At 67.1% G+C, this 17725-nt stretch carries 15 protein-coding genes; 8 read left to right on the top strand and 7 right to left on the bottom strand.

Annotated features, from left to right (window positions below):
- Positions 1–33: 33 nt before the first annotated feature.
- Genes ACFU4Z_RS20245 through ACFU4Z_RS20235 form a run of 3 tightly spaced genes read right to left on the bottom strand, consistent with a single transcriptional unit; the run spans position 34 to position 2727 of the window.
- A complete protein-coding gene (locus ACFU4Z_RS20245) occupies positions 34–378 on the bottom strand; it encodes a hypothetical protein (RefSeq protein ID WP_379065110.1) in 345 nt (114 codons plus the stop codon).
- 49 nt (positions 379–427) lie between these two features.
- A complete protein-coding gene (locus tag ACFU4Z_RS20240) occupies positions 428–2074 on the bottom strand; it encodes an alkaline phosphatase D family protein (protein WP_379065108.1) in 1647 nt (548 codons plus the stop codon).
- 17 nt (positions 2075–2091) lie between these two features.
- A complete protein-coding gene (locus ACFU4Z_RS20235) occupies positions 2092–2727 on the bottom strand; it encodes a TetR/AcrR family transcriptional regulator (protein WP_379065106.1) in 636 nt (211 codons plus the stop codon).
- Positions 2728–2795: 68 nt separating this feature from the next.
- On the opposite strand from ACFU4Z_RS20235, the gene ACFU4Z_RS20230 reads away from it, so the two are divergent.
- From ACFU4Z_RS20230 to ACFU4Z_RS20215, 4 genes are all read left to right on the top strand, one after another.
- The gene (locus tag ACFU4Z_RS20230) at positions 2796–4334 is read left to right on the top strand and encodes a flavin-containing monooxygenase (protein WP_379065104.1); all 1539 of its coding nucleotides are present in this window, start codon (positions 2796–2798) and stop codon (positions 4332–4334) included.
- Between the two features lie 17 nt (positions 4335–4351).
- Positions 4352–5209 carry an SDR family NAD(P)-dependent oxidoreductase gene (locus tag ACFU4Z_RS20225; RefSeq protein WP_379065405.1) on the top strand — a complete coding sequence of 286 codons (858 nt, stop codon included), beginning with the start codon at positions 4352–4354 and terminating at the stop codon, positions 5207–5209.
- Between the two features lie 29 nt (positions 5210–5238).
- Positions 5239–6171 carry an alpha/beta hydrolase gene (locus ACFU4Z_RS20220; protein ID WP_379065102.1) on the top strand — a complete coding sequence of 311 codons (933 nt, stop codon included), beginning with the start codon at positions 5239–5241 and terminating at the stop codon, positions 6169–6171.
- 180 nt (positions 6172–6351) lie between these two features.
- A complete protein-coding gene (locus ACFU4Z_RS20215; RefSeq protein WP_379065100.1) occupies positions 6352–8145 on the top strand; it encodes an AMP-dependent synthetase/ligase in 1794 nt (597 codons plus the stop codon).
- Between the two features lie 226 nt (positions 8146–8371).
- Here the strand turns inward: ACFU4Z_RS20215 and ACFU4Z_RS20210 are convergent, their stop codons facing one another.
- Positions 8372–9241: an alpha/beta fold hydrolase gene (locus tag ACFU4Z_RS20210; protein ID WP_379065098.1), complete on the bottom strand. Its 870-nt coding sequence runs from the start codon at positions 9239–9241 to the stop codon at positions 8372–8374.
- Between the two features lie 87 nt (positions 9242–9328).
- Here ACFU4Z_RS20210 and ACFU4Z_RS20205 point away from each other — a divergent pair, with 87 nt between their 5' ends.
- Positions 9329–9898, top strand: a complete 570-nt coding sequence (locus ACFU4Z_RS20205) for a CGNR zinc finger domain-containing protein (protein WP_379065096.1) — start codon at positions 9329–9331, stop codon at positions 9896–9898.
- Positions 9899–10005: 107 nt separating this feature from the next.
- Positions 10006–11748 (top strand): molybdopterin-dependent oxidoreductase, encoded by a 1743-nt coding sequence (locus ACFU4Z_RS20200; RefSeq protein ID WP_379065094.1) that lies wholly within the window; start codon positions 10006–10008, stop codon positions 11746–11748.
- A 167-nt stretch (positions 11749–11915) separates the two neighbouring features.
- Here the strand turns inward: ACFU4Z_RS20200 and ACFU4Z_RS20195 are convergent, their stop codons facing one another.
- The 3 genes from ACFU4Z_RS20195 to ACFU4Z_RS20185 form a co-directional block, all read right to left on the bottom strand.
- The gene (locus ACFU4Z_RS20195) at positions 11916–13391 is read right to left on the bottom strand and encodes a DHA2 family efflux MFS transporter permease subunit (protein WP_379065092.1); all 1476 of its coding nucleotides are present in this window, start codon (positions 13389–13391) and stop codon (positions 11916–11918) included.
- Positions 13392–13447: 56 nt separating this feature from the next.
- Positions 13448–14146 (bottom strand): PadR family transcriptional regulator, encoded by a 699-nt coding sequence (locus ACFU4Z_RS20190; RefSeq protein ID WP_379065090.1) that lies wholly within the window; start codon positions 14144–14146, stop codon positions 13448–13450.
- Positions 14147–14443: 297 nt separating this feature from the next.
- A complete protein-coding gene (locus ACFU4Z_RS20185) occupies positions 14444–15373 on the bottom strand; it encodes a glycine betaine ABC transporter substrate-binding protein (RefSeq protein ID WP_379065087.1) in 930 nt (309 codons plus the stop codon).
- Positions 15374–15565: 192 nt separating this feature from the next.
- On the opposite strand from ACFU4Z_RS20185, the gene ACFU4Z_RS20180 reads away from it, so the two are divergent.
- Both ACFU4Z_RS20180 and ACFU4Z_RS20175 read left to right on the top strand, forming a co-directional pair.
- On the top strand, positions 15566–16504 hold the full coding sequence (locus tag ACFU4Z_RS20180; protein ID WP_379065403.1) for an ABC transporter substrate-binding protein: 939 nt from the start codon (positions 15566–15568) through the stop codon (positions 16502–16504).
- Positions 16505–16571: 67 nt separating this feature from the next.
- Positions 16572–17723 (top strand): ABC transporter ATP-binding protein, encoded by a 1152-nt coding sequence (locus ACFU4Z_RS20175; RefSeq protein WP_379065085.1) that lies wholly within the window; start codon positions 16572–16574, stop codon positions 17721–17723.
- Positions 17724–17725: the final 2 nt, after the last annotated feature.

Raw genomic sequence — 17725 nt, 5'->3', positions numbered from 1 at the left:
CGGCACGCCGAGGACGGTCCGTTGCCGGCGGCGCTAATTGCCGGTAGTGATGCCGGTGGCGAATTTGACGACGACCTTCTCGTTGGTGATTTCCTGCACTGTGATGTTGAGGCCGTCGGCCGGCTGGGTTTGCCCGGCCGGGATTGTGACCTCCTGACCGGCCACCTTCAGGGTGATCAGGTTGCCGTTCACGGCAACGAGTTCGGCGTCGACGCCGAGGACGCTGGCCTTGGCGTTCACGCCACGGGTGAAGGTGACGGTGCAGCCGCTGACGTTGCAGTCGGACTTGGTGCCTGGCCCTTCGACGGTGCAGGCGGCCACGCCGAACGAGGCGAGCAGCGCGAAAACACAGAGGGCGATCAGCCGTCGGAGAGACATGTCGCCGAGTGTAGGGGTGCCGAGCAGTCGCCGCCCGCCTCCCGCCGCATCACCGTGGTTGCGGTGGGAGGCTTGCGGTGTCCGGTTCAGGAGCGTGGCCGGCGGAGATATCGGGGCGCGATGCCTCCGTGACGCCGGGCATCCGATCTTGCACAACGAAACTGGCGCGAGTATGGATGGGCGCGCCGGGGCGTCGTATATAAGGGACGACGCGGAAGTCATTGCGCCACGATCCCTGATCGAGTTCGACGCGGACATAGCCGCGTTGTGCGTTGAAGAATTTCATGTCGGGATTGGCGGCGAGCAGGTTGCGCCCGGTGGCGTTGATGTCGGCGCCGTCGCCGCCGCTTGTGATCGATGTTCCGGTGAATTCCGATGCGACGATGGGTGATTCGGGATCAGCGAAGTCGCGGCGCAGATCGGCGGCGTAGTTGTGGTGCCGGTCGCCGGTGATCACGACGAGGTTGCGCACGCCGCGGTCGGCGGCGGCGCCGAGCACGGTGTTGCGGTCGGCGACGTACCCGTCCCAGGCGTCGGCGCCGAGGTCGGTACCTGGGCCGGGATCGTAGTCGGATCGGCTCATCGCCACCTGATTGCCGATGATCTGCCAACGGGCCGTGGACCCGGAGAATCCGTCGAGCAGCCAATCGCGTTGCCGCTCACCGAGTATCGTGCGGTCGGTGGCGAGCCGGTCGGCGCAGTCGGCGACGTTCATACCGTCACATGCCTGCCTGCTGCGGTACTGCCGGGTGTCGAGCATGGTGATCTCGGCGAGATCGCCGAAACCGTAGCGCCGATGCAAACGCATGTTCGGCCCGGCAGGCAGCTGTTCGATCCGCAACGGCTGGTGCTCGTACATCGCCTGGAAGGCGGCGGCGCGGCGGCGGCGGAACAGCGCGGGAATGCGATAGATGTCGAGCCCGAGCCCCGGCGCGTCGGCGGCCCAGTTGTTGTCGACCTCGTGGTCGTCCATGGTGACCAGCCAGGGGAATGCGGCGTGCGCGGCACGTAGCGGCTGCTCGGCTTTCGCCTGTGCGTAGCGCAGCCGATAGCCGGCCAGGTCGACCGCTTCGGCACGGAACTGGGGCTCGACGGTCATGCCCTCGCGGCCGCGGTTCCAGCCACGCTCGTAGATGTAGTCACCGAGATGCACGACCAGATCGAGGTCTTCGGCGCTCATGTGCTCGTAGGCGGTGTAGAAGCCGGAGGTCCACGATTGGCAGGAGGCGAAGGCGAAACGCATGCGTGCGGTGGGCCTGCCGGGCGCCGGTGCGGTGCGGGTCCGGCCGATCGGCGAGATCGCCGATCCCGCGCGAAAGCGGTAGAAGTACCAGCGATCCGGGGCCAATCCATAGACCTCGGGATGCACGGTGTGCGCGAGCGCGCGTGTCGCGACCGCGCTACCCCTGGCCGCCACCTGCTGGAAGTGCTCGTCATGAGCGACTTCGTATTCGACGGTCACCGGAGCGAGCGGCATCCCGCCGAGCCCGTCCGGAGCAAACGGGTCGGGAGCCAACCGGGTCCACAACACCACACCATCGGAGGTGGGATCTCCCGACGCCACCCCCAGGCTGAAGGGGTCCCCCGGCCACCGCGGCGCCCGAAACCGGCCGCTACCGGCAGCCGACGCGCCGACCAGCACCGCAACCGATCCGGCGGTGCCGTATCTCAATAGTTCCCGGCGAGACAGACCCATACGTCAGGGTATATCCGTCACCCGTTGAACGCGGCGGCAAGAGCGGGGCTGAGCGAAAGCGCGAGGGCCACAAGGGATTCGACCAACAGGTCCACCAGTTGGTCGCGGGAGATGGGTTCATCGCGCAGCCAGCTGAGGGTGGTCTCCTCGACGAAGGCGATCCAGCCCCGGAGGGCCAGGAGCAGGCGGGGGCGGTCGGCGCGTTCGACGGGGACGGGGGCCTCGGTGAGGATGCTGCCGACGATGGCGTTGCGTGTTTCCTCTACCAGGGTGAGCAACAGTGGGCTGGTGCTGGCGGGACCGCGCAGCAGCGCGAGGTAGGACGTGCGGTTTTCGCTGACGTAGGCGATATAGCGGTCGATCGAGTCGCGCAGCATGTCGAAGGTGCCTAGCGAGCGGTCGGGGGCGACGTGTTCGAGCAGTTCGACATTCGCGTGGTGCACGATCGCCAGCTGGAAGTCCTGCTTGGTCGGGAAGTAGTGGAACAGCAGGCCGCGGGAGATGCCTGCCTGTTCGGCGATCTCGGTGATGGAGATGTCTTCGATAGCTCGTTCGCCGAGCATCTTGGCGCCCAAGGTAATCAACTGCGTGCGGCGCTCGTCCGGGCTGAGCCGGGTGCGCTTCACGGTCTCTCCGGTGCCTTTGGTACTCACACGGCCATCTTACTGAACGACAGTCAATACTGTTGACTCATGCTCAATAAGGTCGTACTCTCGCCTATATGAGTCGCAAGGTTACAGACAAAGCTGTCGCCAACCGCCCCGCCCGGCACGTCAAGACGATCATCATCGGCAGCGGGTTCGCCGGCCTCGGCCTGGCCATCCGCTTGAGCCAGCAGGGCCGCACCGACTACCTGGTGCTGGAACGCGGCAGCGATGTCGGCGGCACTTGGCGCGACAACACCTACCCGGGCGCCGCCTGCGATGTGCCTTCACACCTGTACTCGTACTCCTTCGCGCTCAACCCGAACTGGTCGCGCTCGTTCTCCAAGCAGGGCGAGATCCAGCAGTACATCCAGGGCGTCGCCAAGAAGTACAACGTGCTCGACAAGCACCTCTTCGACTGCGACGTGACCTCCGCGCGCTGGAACACCGGCGCCAACCGGTGGGAGGTCGAGACCGCCAAGGGCAGCTTCACCGCGGACACCGTGGTCTCCGCGGTCGGCGCGCTGTGCGAGCCCGCGCTGCCGGATATCAAGGGCATCAACAACTTCAAGGGCGAGATCTTCCACTCCGCCCGCTGGAACCACGACGCAGACCTGACCGGCAAGCGCGTCGCGATCATCGGCACCGGCGCCTCATCGATCCAGATCGTGCCGTCCATCGCGTCCCAGGTCGCTCACCTCGACGTCTACCAGCGCACCGCGCCGTGGCTGCTGCCCCGCATGGACCGGCCGTACACGCTGCCGGAGCGGCTGGCCTTCAAGCACCTCCCCGGCTTCCAGCGCCTCTCGCGCGCGGCCATCTACGCGGCCCGCGAGACCCAGGTCGTCGGCCTGGCCAAGGTCCCCGCGTTGATGCAGGCGTTCGAGCTGATCGCGAGGGCCAAGCTGAGGCTCGAGATCCGCGATCCCGAGTTGCGCGCCAAGGTGACACCGAACTTCCGGATCGGCTGCAAGCGCATGCTGATCTCCAACGAGTACTACCCCGCGCTCGGCCGCGACAACGTGGACGTGATCACCGACGGCATCGCCGAGGTGCGCGAGAATTCGATCGTCACCAAGGACGGCACCGAGCGCGAGATCGACGCCCTCATCGTGGCGACCGGCTTCCACGTCACCGATTCCCCCGCCTACAACACCATCGCGGGCAAGGACGGGCGCACCCTTTCGGAAGTGTTCGACGAGATCGGCCAGCAGGGCTACAAGGGCTCGTCCATCGCCAACTTCCCGAACATGTTCTTCCTGCTCGGACCGAACGTCGGCCTCGGCCACACCTCGATGGTGTTCATGATCGAATCGCAGATCAACTACATCGCCGACGCGCTGGCCACCGTGGACCGGCTGGGTCTGCAGACCGTCGAGGTGCGCCGCGACGCGCAGGACGCATACAACGCGGAACTGAAGAACAAGCTGGAAGGCAGCGTGTGGAATACCGGCGGCTGCTCGAGCTGGTATCTGGACAAGCATGGCAACAACACCACGCTGTGGCCCGACTTCACTTTCGAATTTCGCAGGCTGACAAGAACATTCGATGTCTCCGCCTACGAGACGACAAGCAATGATTCCCGAAACGATCTGAAAGTGGTGGCTTCACAGTGAATACAGCATCGCGCGATTTGAGGGGTGGCGGCCGGGAGACGAGTGGGCGCAAGGACGCTTACTTCAAGGGCAAGGTGTGCGTGATCACCGGCGCAGGCTCCGGCATCGGCCGCGCGCTCGCGGAGAACCTCGCCGAGCGCGGCGCCAAGCTCGCGCTGTCGGACATCGACACCGAGGGCCTCGCCGAAACGGTGCGTCGCTGCGAAGCGCTCGGCGCCGAGGTGAAGTCGGACCGGATCAATGTGGCCGAGCGCGAGGCCGTACTGCTCTACGCCGACGCCGTGAAGGCACACTTCGGCACGGTCAACCAGGTCTACAACAACGCGGGCATCGCCTACCACGGCGAGGTGATCCGTTCGGAGTTCAAAGACATCGAACGCATCATGGACGTCGACTTCTGGGGTGTCGTCAACAGCACCAAGGCGTTCCTGCCGATGCTGATCGAGTCCGGCGCGGGCCATGTCGTCAATGTGTCCAGTCTGTTCGGCCTGATCGCGGTGCCCGGCCAGAGTGCTTACAACGCAGCCAAATTCGCGGTGCGCGGGTTCACCGAGTCACTGCGCCAGGAGATGCTGGTCGGCAGGCACCCGGTACAGGTGACCTGCGTGCATCCCGGCGGCATCAAGACCGCGGTGGCCCGCAACGCCACCTACGCCGAGGGCATCGACGGCGAGAACGCCGCATCGATGTTCGACAGGAAGCTGGCGATGCACACCCCGGAGATGGCCGCGCAGACCATCACCGAGGGCGTGCGCAAGGGGCACGGCCGGGTGCTGATCGGCTGGGAGGCGAAGGCGCTCGACCTGTTCGTCCGGGTCACCGCCTCCGGTTACCAGCGCATCGCCGCCGTGGTGAATCGCCCGTTCCTGCCCTGATCACGAGAAGGCACAGCCGAGGAAACACCATGCGCGACATCAACCTTCCGCTACCCGTCGCACGGGCGTTGCTGCGTCCGATCTTCCGAGTGACGCTGAACGAGCGGATGCCGTGGCGGTGGCAACGCCTGTTGCTCGATGTCGGTTCCCGCGCGCAGTTGCTGCCCGCGGGAACTGCCGTGCGCAAGCTGCGCCTCGGCGGCAGGCCCGCCGAGCAGATCTCGGCGGGTTCGCAATCTCCGCGCGGCGCGACGGCGCGCGGCGCGATCCTCTACCTGCACGGCGGCGGCTACGCGGTCGGTTCGCTGGCGACACACCGTTCGCTCGCCGCCCGGCTTGCGCACGAAACCGGCTGCACCGTCTACGTTCTCGATTACCGGCTGGCCCCGGAGCACCCGTTCCCCGCCGGGCTCGACGACGCCGAGTTGGCGTTCCTCGAGCTGGTCGAGAGCGTGGGCTACCGCCCCGGCAGCATCGCCCTCGCCGGCGACTCGGCAGGCGGCGGCTTGTCGCTTGCCACGGCGCAGCGGCTGATCGCCCAGCACGGGCACAGGCCCGCGGCGCTCGGACTGATCGCGCCATGGGCCGATCCGAACCAGATCCCCGAGCGCCACCGCGACCTGGTGATCAACACACCGTGGTCGAGGGCATGCGCTGCCGCCTATCTCGGCGGCGGCGATTCGACAGACCCCGGTTACGCCCCGCTGACCGGCGAGCTGCGCGGCCTGCCGCCGACGTACGTGCAGGTCGACACGAGCGAGCTGCTGCACAGCCAGTGCACCGAGTTGGTCGCCGCACTGCGGGCCGCGGGCGTGCGGGTGCGGTTCACCGAGACGCAGGGACTGTGGCACGTCGCGCAGTTGCAGGCCGCGCTCGTCGCGCCCGCCGCGGCGGCACTGACCGAATTGGCCGAATTTCTGCGCGAAGCGATCCAACCGGCGTCCGTTCGCGACCTAGGATAAGCAGCCGCCTCGTCGTCCCCGGCCCACGCAAAGCCGAGGACGGGCCGGGTCCGGCTGCGTACGATTAAGGCCTCGATCGGCCGCTATTTTCGAACCAGATCACTTTTCGGTGGTCGAGGGAATGGCCCGGTCTCAGGTGTCGTAGATTACTGGCGAGTAAAACCACGTGGAAGGGCACTGATGCGAGAGTTCGAAGTCCCGGCTTCCTACACCATTCCGGAAGACGCGAACAATTCCGATAACGTCTTCCGGCACGCCGAGCAGTCGCCGGGCGCGGTGCTCTTCAACATTCCGAACGGCAACGGCGGTTTCGCCGATGTGACCGCCGCGGAATTCGCGAAGACCGTCACCGACGTCGCGAAGGGCCTCATCGCCTCGGACATCGAACTCGGCGACCGCGTCGCCATCATGGCCCCGACTCGCTACGAGTGGGCCGTGCTCGACTTCGCCATCTGGGCTGCCGGTGGCTGCACCGTCGCCATCTACGACAGCTCCGCGCCCGAGCAGGCCAAGTGGATCCTGCAGGACTCCGCCACCAAGCTGCTCGTGGTCGACAGCGACAAGCACCGCGCGGTCATCGACGAGATCGACGCGGGTGCGCTTGTCGATCTGAAGGAAACCCTGCAGATCGACAAGGGCGCGATCGAGGAGTTCACCACCCGTGGCGCCGACCTCGACGACGAGGCCGTGCACGCGCGCCGCGCGCAGGTCAACGCGGCCTCGCCCGCAACGCTGATCTACACCTCCGGCACCACCGGTCGTCCCAAGGGCGTCATGCTCTCGCACTCGAATCTCTACGCCGAGTCGCAGTCCGACCGCATCGCGCTCAGCAAGTACGTCAGCGCAGGCAAGAAGACGCTGATGTTCCTGCCGCTCGCGCACGTCTTCGCGCGCGGCGTCACGCTGGCCGCCTTCGACGCCAAGGTCATCATCGCCTTCACCTCCGACTGGTCCACCCTGGTCGACCAGTTCGGCAGCTACCGCCCGCACTTCATCCTCGCGGTGCCGCGTGTGTTCGAGAAGGTGTTCAACAGCGCGAAGCAGAAGGCGCACGACGGCGGCAAGGGCAAGATCTTCGACGCGGCCGCCGAGACCGCCATCGCCTGGAGCGAGTCGCTCGACAGCGGCGGCCCCGGCCTGGTGCTGAAGCTCAAGCACACGCTGTTCGACAAGCTCGTCTACAGCAAGCTGCGCGTCGCGCTCGGCGGACAGTGCGAGGCCGCGGTATCCGGCGGTGGACCGCTGGGCGCACGTCTCGGCCACTTCTTCCGTGGCGTCGGCGTCACCATCTACGAGGGCTACGGGCTCACCGAGACCACCGCGGCCATCACCGTGAACACCCCGGAGAACCTGCGGGTCGGCACCGTCGGCAAGCCGATCCAGGGCCACGCCGTCAAGATCGCCGAGGACGGCGAGTTGCTGCTGCGCGGTTCGGTGGTGTTCAACGGCTACTGGGGCAACCCCACGGCCACCGAGGAAGCGTTCGCCGACGGCTGGTTCAAGACCGGTGACCTCGGCGCCATCGATGCCGACGGGTACGTCACCATCACCGGCCGCAAGAAGGAAATCATCGTCACCGCGGGCGGCAAGAACGTCTCCCCCGGGCTGATGGAGGATTCGCTGCGGGCGCATCCGCTGATCAGCCAGGTGATGGTCGTCGGTGACGGCCAGCCGTTCATCGGTGCGCTGATCACCCTCGATCCGGAGGCACTCCCGGGCTGGAAGGAACGCCACAACCTGCCCGCGGACACCCCGATCGAGAAGCTGATCGAGAACTCCGAGCTGGTCGCGGAGGTGGATGCCGCGGTCGCCGACACCAACAAGAAGGTGTCGCACGCCGAGGCGATCAAGAAGATCCGCATCCTGTCCGTCGACTGGACCCAGGAGACCGGCGAGCTGACCCCGAAGATGTCGCTCAAGCGCGCGGTGGTCATGAAGCAGTACGCCACCGAGGTCGAGAAGATCTACAGCTGAGGTAGTTCCAGACGAGGCGTGGCCCGCGACCGGTAACTGTCGCGGGCCACGCTTGTGTCGCGGTGGCGGCCAGCTGGGGTCGACGCCTCGGCGGCCTTGTCGAGCGGCGAGACAACCGCGCCGAGATACCGATCGCGACGGCGAGAGAGGCCAGGTGCGCGGGCTGCTCGCGAAGTGCCCGACGTGGCGCTGCCGGATGCGTCGGGCTGGCGGCAGCGCCTTTCGCTCAGCCGGGGAGCTTGTCGAGGAAGTCCGCGATCAGCGGCGCGATGTCACCCAGGTGCGTCTCCAACGCGAAGTGACCGGTGTCGAAGAGGTACAACTCGGCGTCCGGGAGATCGGCGAGGTAGGCGTGCGCCCCGGGAGCGGGAAAGAACGGGTCGTTCGCGCCCCAGGCAATCAGGGCCGGTGGGGTGTACTTGCGCAGCCAGGCCTGCCATTCCGGATAGGCGGCGACATTGGACTTGTAATCGAAGGCCAGCGCTACCTGCGCTTCCTTGCGGCCCGGCAGGTCGAGAAAGTGCTGATCGAGAGTCCAGGACTCCGGCGAGATCACGGTGGGGTCGGCGACGCCGTGCTCGTACTGGCCGCGGGTGCCCTCGAGCGTGAGCAAGCCGCGAATGGTGTCCTCGGCGCCCGCCTGTTCCGGTGCCAATGCGGTGAATTCCTTTGCGCCCTCGGACAACCCTGCCTCGTAGGCATTGCCGTTCTGCACCACGAGGCCCGCGATCCACTCCGGATGGCGGGTGGCGATGCGGAAGCCGACGGGCGCGCCGAAGTCGAAGACATACATCGCGAAGCGGCGCAGGCCGAGGTGTTCGACGAAGCCCTCCACCACGTCGGCGAGCCGATCGAAGGTGTACTCGAAATCGGCGGGGGCGACGGTGTTGCCGAAGCCGGGGTAGTCGGGGGCGATCAGCCGGTATCGGCTGCCGAGCGCGTCGATCAGCCTGCGGAACTGGTGCGAGGCGGAGGGAAAGCCGTGCAGTAGCAACAACACCGGCGCGTCGGCGTTGTCCGGGATCGACTCCCGGTAGAAGACCTGGACTCCGGCGACGTCGGTGCTGCGGTACTCGACTCGAGGCAAGGCGTTCATCTGTTCACATGCTTTCTTTATGAGATGTTGCATTATTTCTAACTCAAGCAACCTAATGTGTCAACCCGTTGGAGTAGCATTAGAATCATGAGCGATTCCACCCCGCTGATCGGCGAGCCGCTGGCACTGGACTTGGTCAACACCGCACCGGATGGGCCGGACCTGCTCGGCACGGCGGAGCAACTGGCGCAATGGCTTGCGCGGCAAGCGGATCGGTTGCACGGCGTCAGGATCGGGCAGCCGACCGCAACCGATCTGATTGCCGTCCGCGCAGTCCGCGAAGACACCGCCGCCGCGCTCGAGGCCATATTGGCGGGGCAGCAGCCGCCGATCACCGCCCTGCGCGGATTGGAGAAAGCCCAGGCCGCGGCGCCGCTCATCCGGGAGCTGAGCTGGAACGGCGACGCCGTGGTCGCGGCCGCTCGCCGCGACGGCCCACTCGGCGCCGCCGCCGCGGCAGTGCTGGCCGAGTCCGCCATCGACCTGCTCACCGACCCATCGATCGACAAACTCAAGCGCTGCGAAGCCGACGACTGCGTGCTGCTGTTCCTGCCCACCCACCCCCGTCGGCGCTGGTGTTCGGCACAGCGATGCGGCAATCGGGTGCGCGTCGCCCGCTATTACCAGCGGCACAAGCCCGAGGGCTCGGCGAACTGAATCCACTCGGACGTCGCGGAACACCGGCGCACAGCAGCATGGCGGGCCCGGATGTAGGTCACCGAGTGGTCATCCTGTGTCGGCAATTCCGGCAGTAGGCTCGCTTTATGGCCGACCTGCGGGTACATCGTGTAATGGCGGGGATCGTCTCGGCCGGGCTGGCACTCGGCGTCGCCGAACTGCTCGCCGCCTTCATGGGTCCCGAACGCGCACCGCTGGCCGCCCTGGGCAACACCGTCGTCGACCACACCCCCGACGGCCTGCGCGAATGGGCGATCTCCACCTTCGCGACCAATGACAAGATGGTGCTGTACCTCTGCATCGCAGTGGTCGCGATCATGGTCGCCGCGGGCGCGGGCGCGATCGAGCGCACCACCCGGGCCGCAGGCTCCATCCTGCTTGCCCTCTTCGGTCTCCTCGCCGCCGCCATCGCCGCCGATCGCACCGGCCTCGCGGGCGCTGTCCCCACCGTAATCGGCGTCGCCGCAGGCATTTACGCACTGCGAGCGCTGACCCGGCGCATCGACGAAGTCGCCGAATCGATGGCCCCCGAATCTTCCTCCGCCGCCATCGGCACCTCCGGCCACCCCCCGAGCGCCGGTAGCCTCACCAGTTCGGCAGATCCCGCTTCACCCGGGCAAAATGCTCATGCCGCACCGCAACCCACAGATACCTCCGCCGAAGCCACTCCGTCCGAATCCACGGTGCGGTCGGTCAATGCGCGCACGGACGATCTAGGACGCACGGGGCCGAGTGCGGGGGCGGCGCTGCGTGCAGAGACGACGGAGCGGCGGCAGGTATTGCGCGGGCTTGCCATGACCGGCGGTTTGGCGGTGCTCGCCGGAGTGGGTGGGCGGCTGCTCGGCGCGCAGCGGCACGACGTTTCGGGTGAGCGGGCCGCGGTGCAGTTGCCGGAGCCGATCGAGCCGCAGGCGCCGCTCGCGCCGGGTGTGGATCTGCGTTTGCCGGGGCTGACGCCGTATATGACGTCGAATGCCGACTTCTACCGAATCGACACCGCACTGATCGTTCCGCAGGTGTCCATCGATGATTGGTCGCTGCGCATCCACGGCATGGTGGATCGAGAAATCCGCATCACCTGGGCCGATCTCGCGAATCGGACGCCCGTCGAAACCCTGGTGACCTTGGCCTGCGTCTCTAATCCGGTCGGTGGCGATCTGATCGGCAACGCCCGCTGGCGCGGTTACCGCCTCGACGCGCTGCTCGCCGAGGCGGGCCCGCACCCCGATGCCGACATGGTGCTCTCGCACAGCATCGACGGCTTCACCGCAGGCAGCCCGCTTGCCGTCCTCACCGACGGCCGCGACGCCCTGCTCGCGGTCGGCATGAACGGCGAACCACTGCCCGTCGCGCACGGCTATCCGGCCAGGCTCGTGGTGCCCGGCCTCTACGGCTACGTCTCCGCCACCAAATGGGTGACCGAACTCGAGGTCACCCGATTCGACCGCGCCACCGCCTACTGGACCCGCCGCGGCTGGTCGGCCCACGGCCCGATCAAAACCGAGTCTCGCATCGACACCCCCCGATCCCGAGCCCGCATCAAGGCGGGCCCCACCCCGATCGCCGGCGTCGCCTGGGCCCAGCACCGCGGAGTCAGAGCCGTGGAGATCCAAATCGACAACGGCGACTGGCAACCCGCCCGCCTGTCCACCGAACAGTCCATCGACACCTGGCGCCAATGGGTCTACGACTGGAACGCCACCCCCGGCACCCACACCCTCCGCGCCCGCGCCACCGACGGCACCGGTGAAACCCAAACTGCCGACCGCCGCGACGTAGTCCCCGACGGCGCCACCGGCTACCCCACCGTCACCGTCCAGGTGAGCTGATCACGACAGCCGCGGCTGTCGTGGCGTCGAGAACACCACGACGACGAGCCGCGCTGATCAGCGGGCTGTGCGCGCCAGGATTCGACTGGGCTCGGCTGGCGGGACTCGTGCGCTGAACGACCCGTGCCCCGCGAACACGATGTTCACGGGGCACGGAGTGCACAGGCTCAGGCCGCGACGGCGTCGGCTTCGGCGGGTGCGGACTCGGGGCCCGCGGTGGCGCCGTCGCCGTGACGGATGAACAGCGCCGAGGCGATGACACCGATCAGCAGGATGCCCGCGGGGAGCAGGATGGATTGGCCGAGGGCGGTGCTGAAGGCATCCTTGACCACCTCGGGGACGGGACCGCCTGCGCCCTCGGTGACCTTGCCGCCGTGCAGACCGTTGGCGGTCATTCGCGCTGCGATCAGAGCGCTGATCGCGGCGCTGCCGAGCACCGAGCCCACCTGGCGGGTGGTGTTGTAGACGCCCGCGCCCGCACCCGCCAACTGCACCGGCAGGTTGTGGGTCGCGGTCGAGGCCAGGGGCGCCCAAATGCAAGCATTGGCGACGCCTGCGAGTGCGGCCGACAGCAGGAACCACACAATCGACGAGTGCGGTGTCATGACGGCCGCGAACCAGAAGACCGAGGCCGCGAAACCGATGAAGCCGATGGTCGGCACGATGCGCGGATGGAACCTGTCGGAGTACTTGCCGATCAGCGGCGCGCAGACGCCGGTGACGATGGCCATCGGCGCGAACACCAAGGCGGACCTGGTCGGTGACATCTCGCGCACCGCCTGCAGATAGAAGTACGACGGCACCATCATCGAGGTGACCGCGGCGCCCATCGAGGCGATGGCCAGGTTGGAAAGCCCGAAGTTGCGATCACGGAACAGGCGCAACGGCAGCAGCGGTTCACCGGTATTGCGCGCCTGGTTCACCACGAAGGCCACCAGCACCAGCACGCCGGCGCCGATCATCAGCCAGATGCGCGGCGACCAGTCGTAGGTATTGCCCTCCTGGATGCCGAACACCAGCAGGAACAGACCGACTCCACTGAGCAGCACGCCGGGAATGTCGAACTTGTGCTCGTTCGTCGGCAGCGCGGGCACCAGCCAGACCGCCAGCGCGAAGGCGACGATGCCGACCGGAACGTTGACGATGAAGATCCACGCCCAGCCGAGGCCGTCGACCAGCACGCCACCGAGGATCGGGCCGACCAGAGTGGCGAGTCCGGCGACGCCGCCCCACAGGCCCATGGCCGCGCCGCGCTTGTCCGGCGGGAAGGTCCTGGTGATCACGGCCATGGTCTGCGGCGTCATCAGCGCGGCGCCGAGGCCCTGCACGGCGCGCGCGGCGATCAGCATGGTGATGGTTCCGGACAGACCGCACCACAGCGACGCGGCGGTGAAGACCGCGAGTCCGATGAGGTACATGTTCTTGGGACCGTATCGATCACCGAGACGGCCGGTGACCAGCAGCGGCACCGCGTAGGTGAGCAGGTAGGCGCTGGTGACCCAGATGACCTGGGAGATATCGGCGCCGAGGTCGACCATGATGGCCGGGTTGGCGACCGCGACGATCGTCATGTCCAACAGGATCATGAAGAAGCCGACGACGAGCGCGAAGAGCGCCAGCCACGGATTACGTTGGGTGGACATGGATGTCGTTCCTATCTCGGAGGTATCCGGATGACGAAGTTCGATGAATGACTGGTTCACGGCGACGGGCTCGTCCGCGCTGCGGGACGCGGCACCGGCGGCAGGACGGCTTCGGCTGTTCCAGCGCCTTCGGACCAGGCGTGCTGATGGTCGGAGATCCGCGCACCGGTCGCCGGATCGAATTCCTCCCACTCCATCTCACCGCTGTCGAGCTCGGCGGTGAGGTCGTTGACCCAGGCGATCTCGGCGGCGAGGGTGGCGCGCAGGTACGGGAGCACGATCCAATAGCGGCGCGGCACCGCGTTCATTCCTGCCCATCGGCCGATCATCTCGATGTCGGCCAGATCATGTTCCAGGTGCGCCAGGCGCTCCCGCAGCAGTGCGAGCACGTCCGCCTTCGGCAGGTTGTGCGCCTCCGCGAGCGCGACGGGGAACATCGGGTATTCCGGTGTGGGATTGCGCAGAATCTCGGTGATCCTGGCGCGCAACGCCGTTCGCCCGCTATCGCTTATTCGATAGGTGGTTCGCTCGGGTCGATTTCCCTCGCGGTCGACGCCTTCGGCCGACACAAGTTCCTGATCGGCCAGCCGCGCGACCGTGTGATAGAGCGAACCCGGCCGCACCTTCACCAGCCGGTCTTCGCGGCGGGCGATCAGCACTTGGTACATCTCGTAGGGATGCATGGGCCGCTCTTCGAGCAGTGCGAGCACGGCGATCGCCAGGGGCGTCACCGAGGAGCGCGCCTGCTGACCCATCCGGTTACCTCCTACTGATTCTCGAGACCACGCACGGTAGTCGTGGCCACCGACATACTCTCTGCCGCAATATTCCACGTGGAATATACGGCGCGGAACAGTCGGATCGCAAGACGCTTCGGTCGATCGGAAATGTGATCGGCGGCATAGCGAATACGGCGACAGCGGTCACCGAACGCGATGACCGGGACCGAGCAGAACCAGGCGGTCCGATGTGAGTGTCCGGCCTGAGCGGGCCACAACAATCGAGCGGCGGCAATCCACCGATCGGGATACGGCAGCTACACCGGGGGAAAGTTACAGCGCGTGGGTGTCCAGCCAATCACGCGCCACATCGGCGGGGGCCGCACCATCGCGGATCCGGCCGATCAGGGCAACGAGCTCCTCGGTGGTCAGCTCGCCCGCGACGTAGTTCAGTTTCCGGATCTGCCGGTCGCCGAGCTCGCCCTTGCGGTAGACGGCCAGCACGTTCTCCGCGCGGAATGCGTAGTCGTCGTCGGAAAGGACAGTCAGTCCGTCGGTCGCTCCAGCAACGAGTGCGGGCGGCCCGCCCAGGATTCCGGCCTGGACCTCGCCGTCCAGCAAGGCTTTTCGCAGGGCTGCGGCATCGGGGAACAGCGTGGTCCTGGCCAAGGCGCAGCCCGAAACCCGCAGCGCATCAGTAGGCGCGCGCAACACCTCCGGCGCCGGAGCCACTCCGACCGCTAGATCGCCGCAGCGGCCCGCGAGATCGCCGATCGACCGGACTCGATCGCGGGTCGCCGCCGCCTCGGTCAGCAGCATTCGCGGTCGCATGTCGGTGCCGTCCGCGGGATCCGACACCGCGAGCCCCTCGGGCAGCGACCCGTTCACCGCCTCGGGCACCGACGGTTCGGGCGCCGGCCGATTCGCCCCGTCGGTCACCACCTCGGTGGCGCCCACCGGCTTGCGCGCCTTCGAATCGGCATCGAGGAAAGCGAGCAACTCGCCGGTGTGTTCACCGACCACCGCGACCTCGCCCGCGTCCAATGCGGCGAAATAGTCGGCGCGATTGCCGAGATGCGGTGCGACGGAGGTGGACACACCGGTACGGGAGAGCGCTCCGGAATAGATTTGCGCAAGCAGATTTGATTCCATCGAATCGCCCGCGCCGACCACTATTGTGGGGCCCTGGTCATCGTTTCCACAGGAAACGGCCAGCGTGACGGCCGCGACGACCAAACCCCGAGCCAGCACTCGCCTCGACACGGCCAGCAACATCCGGCGACACCAACTCTCCGTAGCCAACAGGAACACCACGAACCGGGCAGTATGAACTAACAGAATGTACCGGTGGCCGTTGAGGCACGGCCCGTCGCACCGCTCGCCCTTGCCGGAAGGACCCCAGTGAAAACCACGATCTCCCCCGATGCCGCGCGGCACGGGCGGTCGGCGCTGCGCATGACGCTGCGCGCGACCCGGTTCCTCGTCGCCGCCGCAGCGCTGGCCGCCGCCATGATCCTGTCCGCCTGTGGCAATTCCGACCCGCTCGCGGCGACGGGCAGCTGCGAGGGTGACGGGCTGACCGTCGGCTCCGCGAACTTCCCCGAGTCCGAGACTGTCGCCAATGTCTATGCGGAAGTGCTGCGGGCCAACGGATTCAAGGTGGACACCCGGCTCAATATCGGCAGCCGCGAGGCCTACATCCCGGCGCTGCGCCAGTGCGCCATCTCGGTGATCCCGGAGTACAACGGCAACCTGCTGCAATACCTGGACAAGGGCGCGACCGCGACCAGCGCCGCCGACATCGACACCGCACTCACCACAGCGCTCGGCTCCGATCTGGCCATCGGCACCCCGGCGCCCGGCCAGGATTCCGACGCCGTCGTCGTCACCAAGGCGACCGCCGAGCGTTGGAACCTGCGCACCATCGCCGATCTGGCCGCGCATTCGGCCGAGGTGAAGTTCGGTGCGCCCGCCGAGTTCCAGGAACGGGCAGGCGGTCTGCCCGGACTGAAGAAGAACTACAACCTCGACATCGCCGCGAACAACTTCGTGCCGATCGCCGACGGCGGCGGGCCCGCCACGGTGCGCGCGCTGGTCGACGGCCAGGTGACCGCGGCCAATATCTTCACCACCTCGCCCGCGATCGCGCAGAACAACCTTGTGGTGCTGGAGGATCCGAAGCACAATTTCCCGGCCCAGAACGTGGTCCCGCTGTTCAACGCGGCCAAGAAATCGGATAAGTCGCTCGCCGCGCTCAATGCCGTTTCCGCGAAGTTGACCACCGACGAATTGATCAAACTCAACGAAGCGGTCTCCGGTAGCAGCAAGACCGAGCCCAAGGCCGCCGCCGCGGCGTGGGTCGCCGCCAAGGGACTGAATAAGCCGACCGGATAAGCGGTGGCCGCGCCTGTGCTCGTCCGTGTGCGGGGCAGGCCCCGCCGCGCCGAATACAGGAGCGCGCGTGTCCGATATCGAATTCAGCGGTATCAGCAAGACCTATCCGGACGGCACCCATGCCGTCACCGACCTCGACCTACGCATCGAATCGGGATCTTTCACCGTGTTCGTCGGTCCGTCCGGCTGCGGTAAGACGACGTCGATGCGGATGATCAACCGGATGATCCGCCCGACAGGCGGCACGATCACCATTGCCGGACAGGATATTTCGACAATCGACCCGGTCGAGCTCCGGCTCGGTATCGGGTACGTCATCCAGAGCGGCGGGCTGCTGCCGCACCGGACCGTTGTCGACAATGTCGCGACGGTGCCGGTGCTGCGTGGCGATTCGCGCCGCGCCGCGCGTGCGGCGGCGCTGGACGTGCTGGACCGGGTGGGACTGGACCGCTCGCTGGCCGGGCGGTATCCGGCCCAGCTCTCCGGCGGCCAGCAGCAGCGCGTGGGGGTGGCGCGGGCTCTGGCCGCCGACCCGCCGGTACTGCTGATGGACGAGCCGTTCAGCGCCGTCGACCCGGTGGTGCGTGCCGAACTCCAGGTCGAAATGCAAAGGCTGCAGGCAGAATTGCACAAGACCATCGTGTTCGTCACCCACGACATCGACGAGGCGATCACCCTCGGTGATCGGGTCGCGGTATTCGGTCGCGGCGGCGTGCTGCAGCAATACGATCCGCCGCAACACGTCCTCGCCCAGCCCGCCACCGACTTCGTCGCCGACTTCGTCGGCCGTGATCGCGGCTATCGCGGCCTGTCCTTTCGCACCGCGAACAATGTTCCGCTGCACGAGATCCGGACCGCGACCGCCGACGAAGTGGCGAAACTGCGGCTGGAACGCGGCGACTGGGTGCTGGTGATCGACACCGACAAGCGGCCGGTCGGCTGGATCGATGTGACCGGGGTCGAGGCGGTGCGCGCCGGACGGGAACCGCACAACAGCATGTCGGCGGGCGGCTCGCTGTTCACCCCGTCGGGTGACCTGCGCCAAGCGCTCGACGCGGCCATCTCCTCACCGGCCGGAGTCGGTGTCGCCGTGGATGATTCGGGGGCGGTACGCGGCGGGGTGCTCGCTACCGAGGTCCTCGAGCAGTTGGCGGGCCAGCGGGCCGCCGAAGACGCCGAACGCAACCGGCACTACTTCGAACAAGAAGCCGCGCAATGAGT

The organism is Nocardia sp. NPDC057440 (genome assembly GCF_042802915.1).
Classification (GTDB): domain Bacteria; phylum Actinomycetota; class Actinomycetes; order Mycobacteriales; family Mycobacteriaceae; genus Nocardia.
The sequence above is the reverse complement of the archived record's forward strand: the minus strand, read 5'-3'. Positions and strand labels throughout refer to the sequence as shown.

Bases quoted from the DNA above. Each gene is read 5' to 3' on its own strand.
- ACFU4Z_RS20195 (WP_379065092.1), bottom strand. From the start codon at position 13,391: ATGTCCACCCAACGTAATCCGTGGCTGGCGCTCTTCGCGCTCGTCGTC.
- ACFU4Z_RS20230 (WP_379065104.1), top strand. From the start codon at position 2,796: ATGAGTCGCAAGGTTACAGACAAAGCTGTCGCCAACCGCCCCGCCCGG.
- ACFU4Z_RS20245 (WP_379065110.1), bottom strand. From the start codon at position 378: ATGTCTCTCCGACGGCTGATCGCCCTCTGTGTTTTCGCGCTGCTCGCC.
- ACFU4Z_RS20190 (WP_379065090.1), bottom strand. From the start codon at position 14,146: ATGGGTCAGCAGGCGCGCTCCTCGGTGACGCCCCTGGCGATCGCCGTG.
- ACFU4Z_RS20205 (WP_379065096.1), top strand. From the start codon at position 9,329: ATGAGCGATTCCACCCCGCTGATCGGCGAGCCGCTGGCACTGGACTTG.
- ACFU4Z_RS20220 (WP_379065102.1), top strand. From the start codon at position 5,239: ATGCGCGACATCAACCTTCCGCTACCCGTCGCACGGGCGTTGCTGCGT.
- ACFU4Z_RS20180 (WP_379065403.1), top strand. From the start codon at position 15,566: ATGACGCTGCGCGCGACCCGGTTCCTCGTCGCCGCCGCAGCGCTGGCC.
- ACFU4Z_RS20210 (WP_379065098.1), bottom strand. From the start codon at position 9,241: ATGAACGCCTTGCCTCGAGTCGAGTACCGCAGCACCGACGTCGCCGGA.
- ACFU4Z_RS20215 (WP_379065100.1), top strand. From the start codon at position 6,352: ATGCGAGAGTTCGAAGTCCCGGCTTCCTACACCATTCCGGAAGACGCG.
- ACFU4Z_RS20200 (WP_379065094.1), top strand. From the start codon at position 10,006: ATGGCCGACCTGCGGGTACATCGTGTAATGGCGGGGATCGTCTCGGCC.
- ACFU4Z_RS20240 (WP_379065108.1), bottom strand. From the start codon at position 2,074: ATGGGTCTGTCTCGCCGGGAACTATTGAGATACGGCACCGCCGGATCG.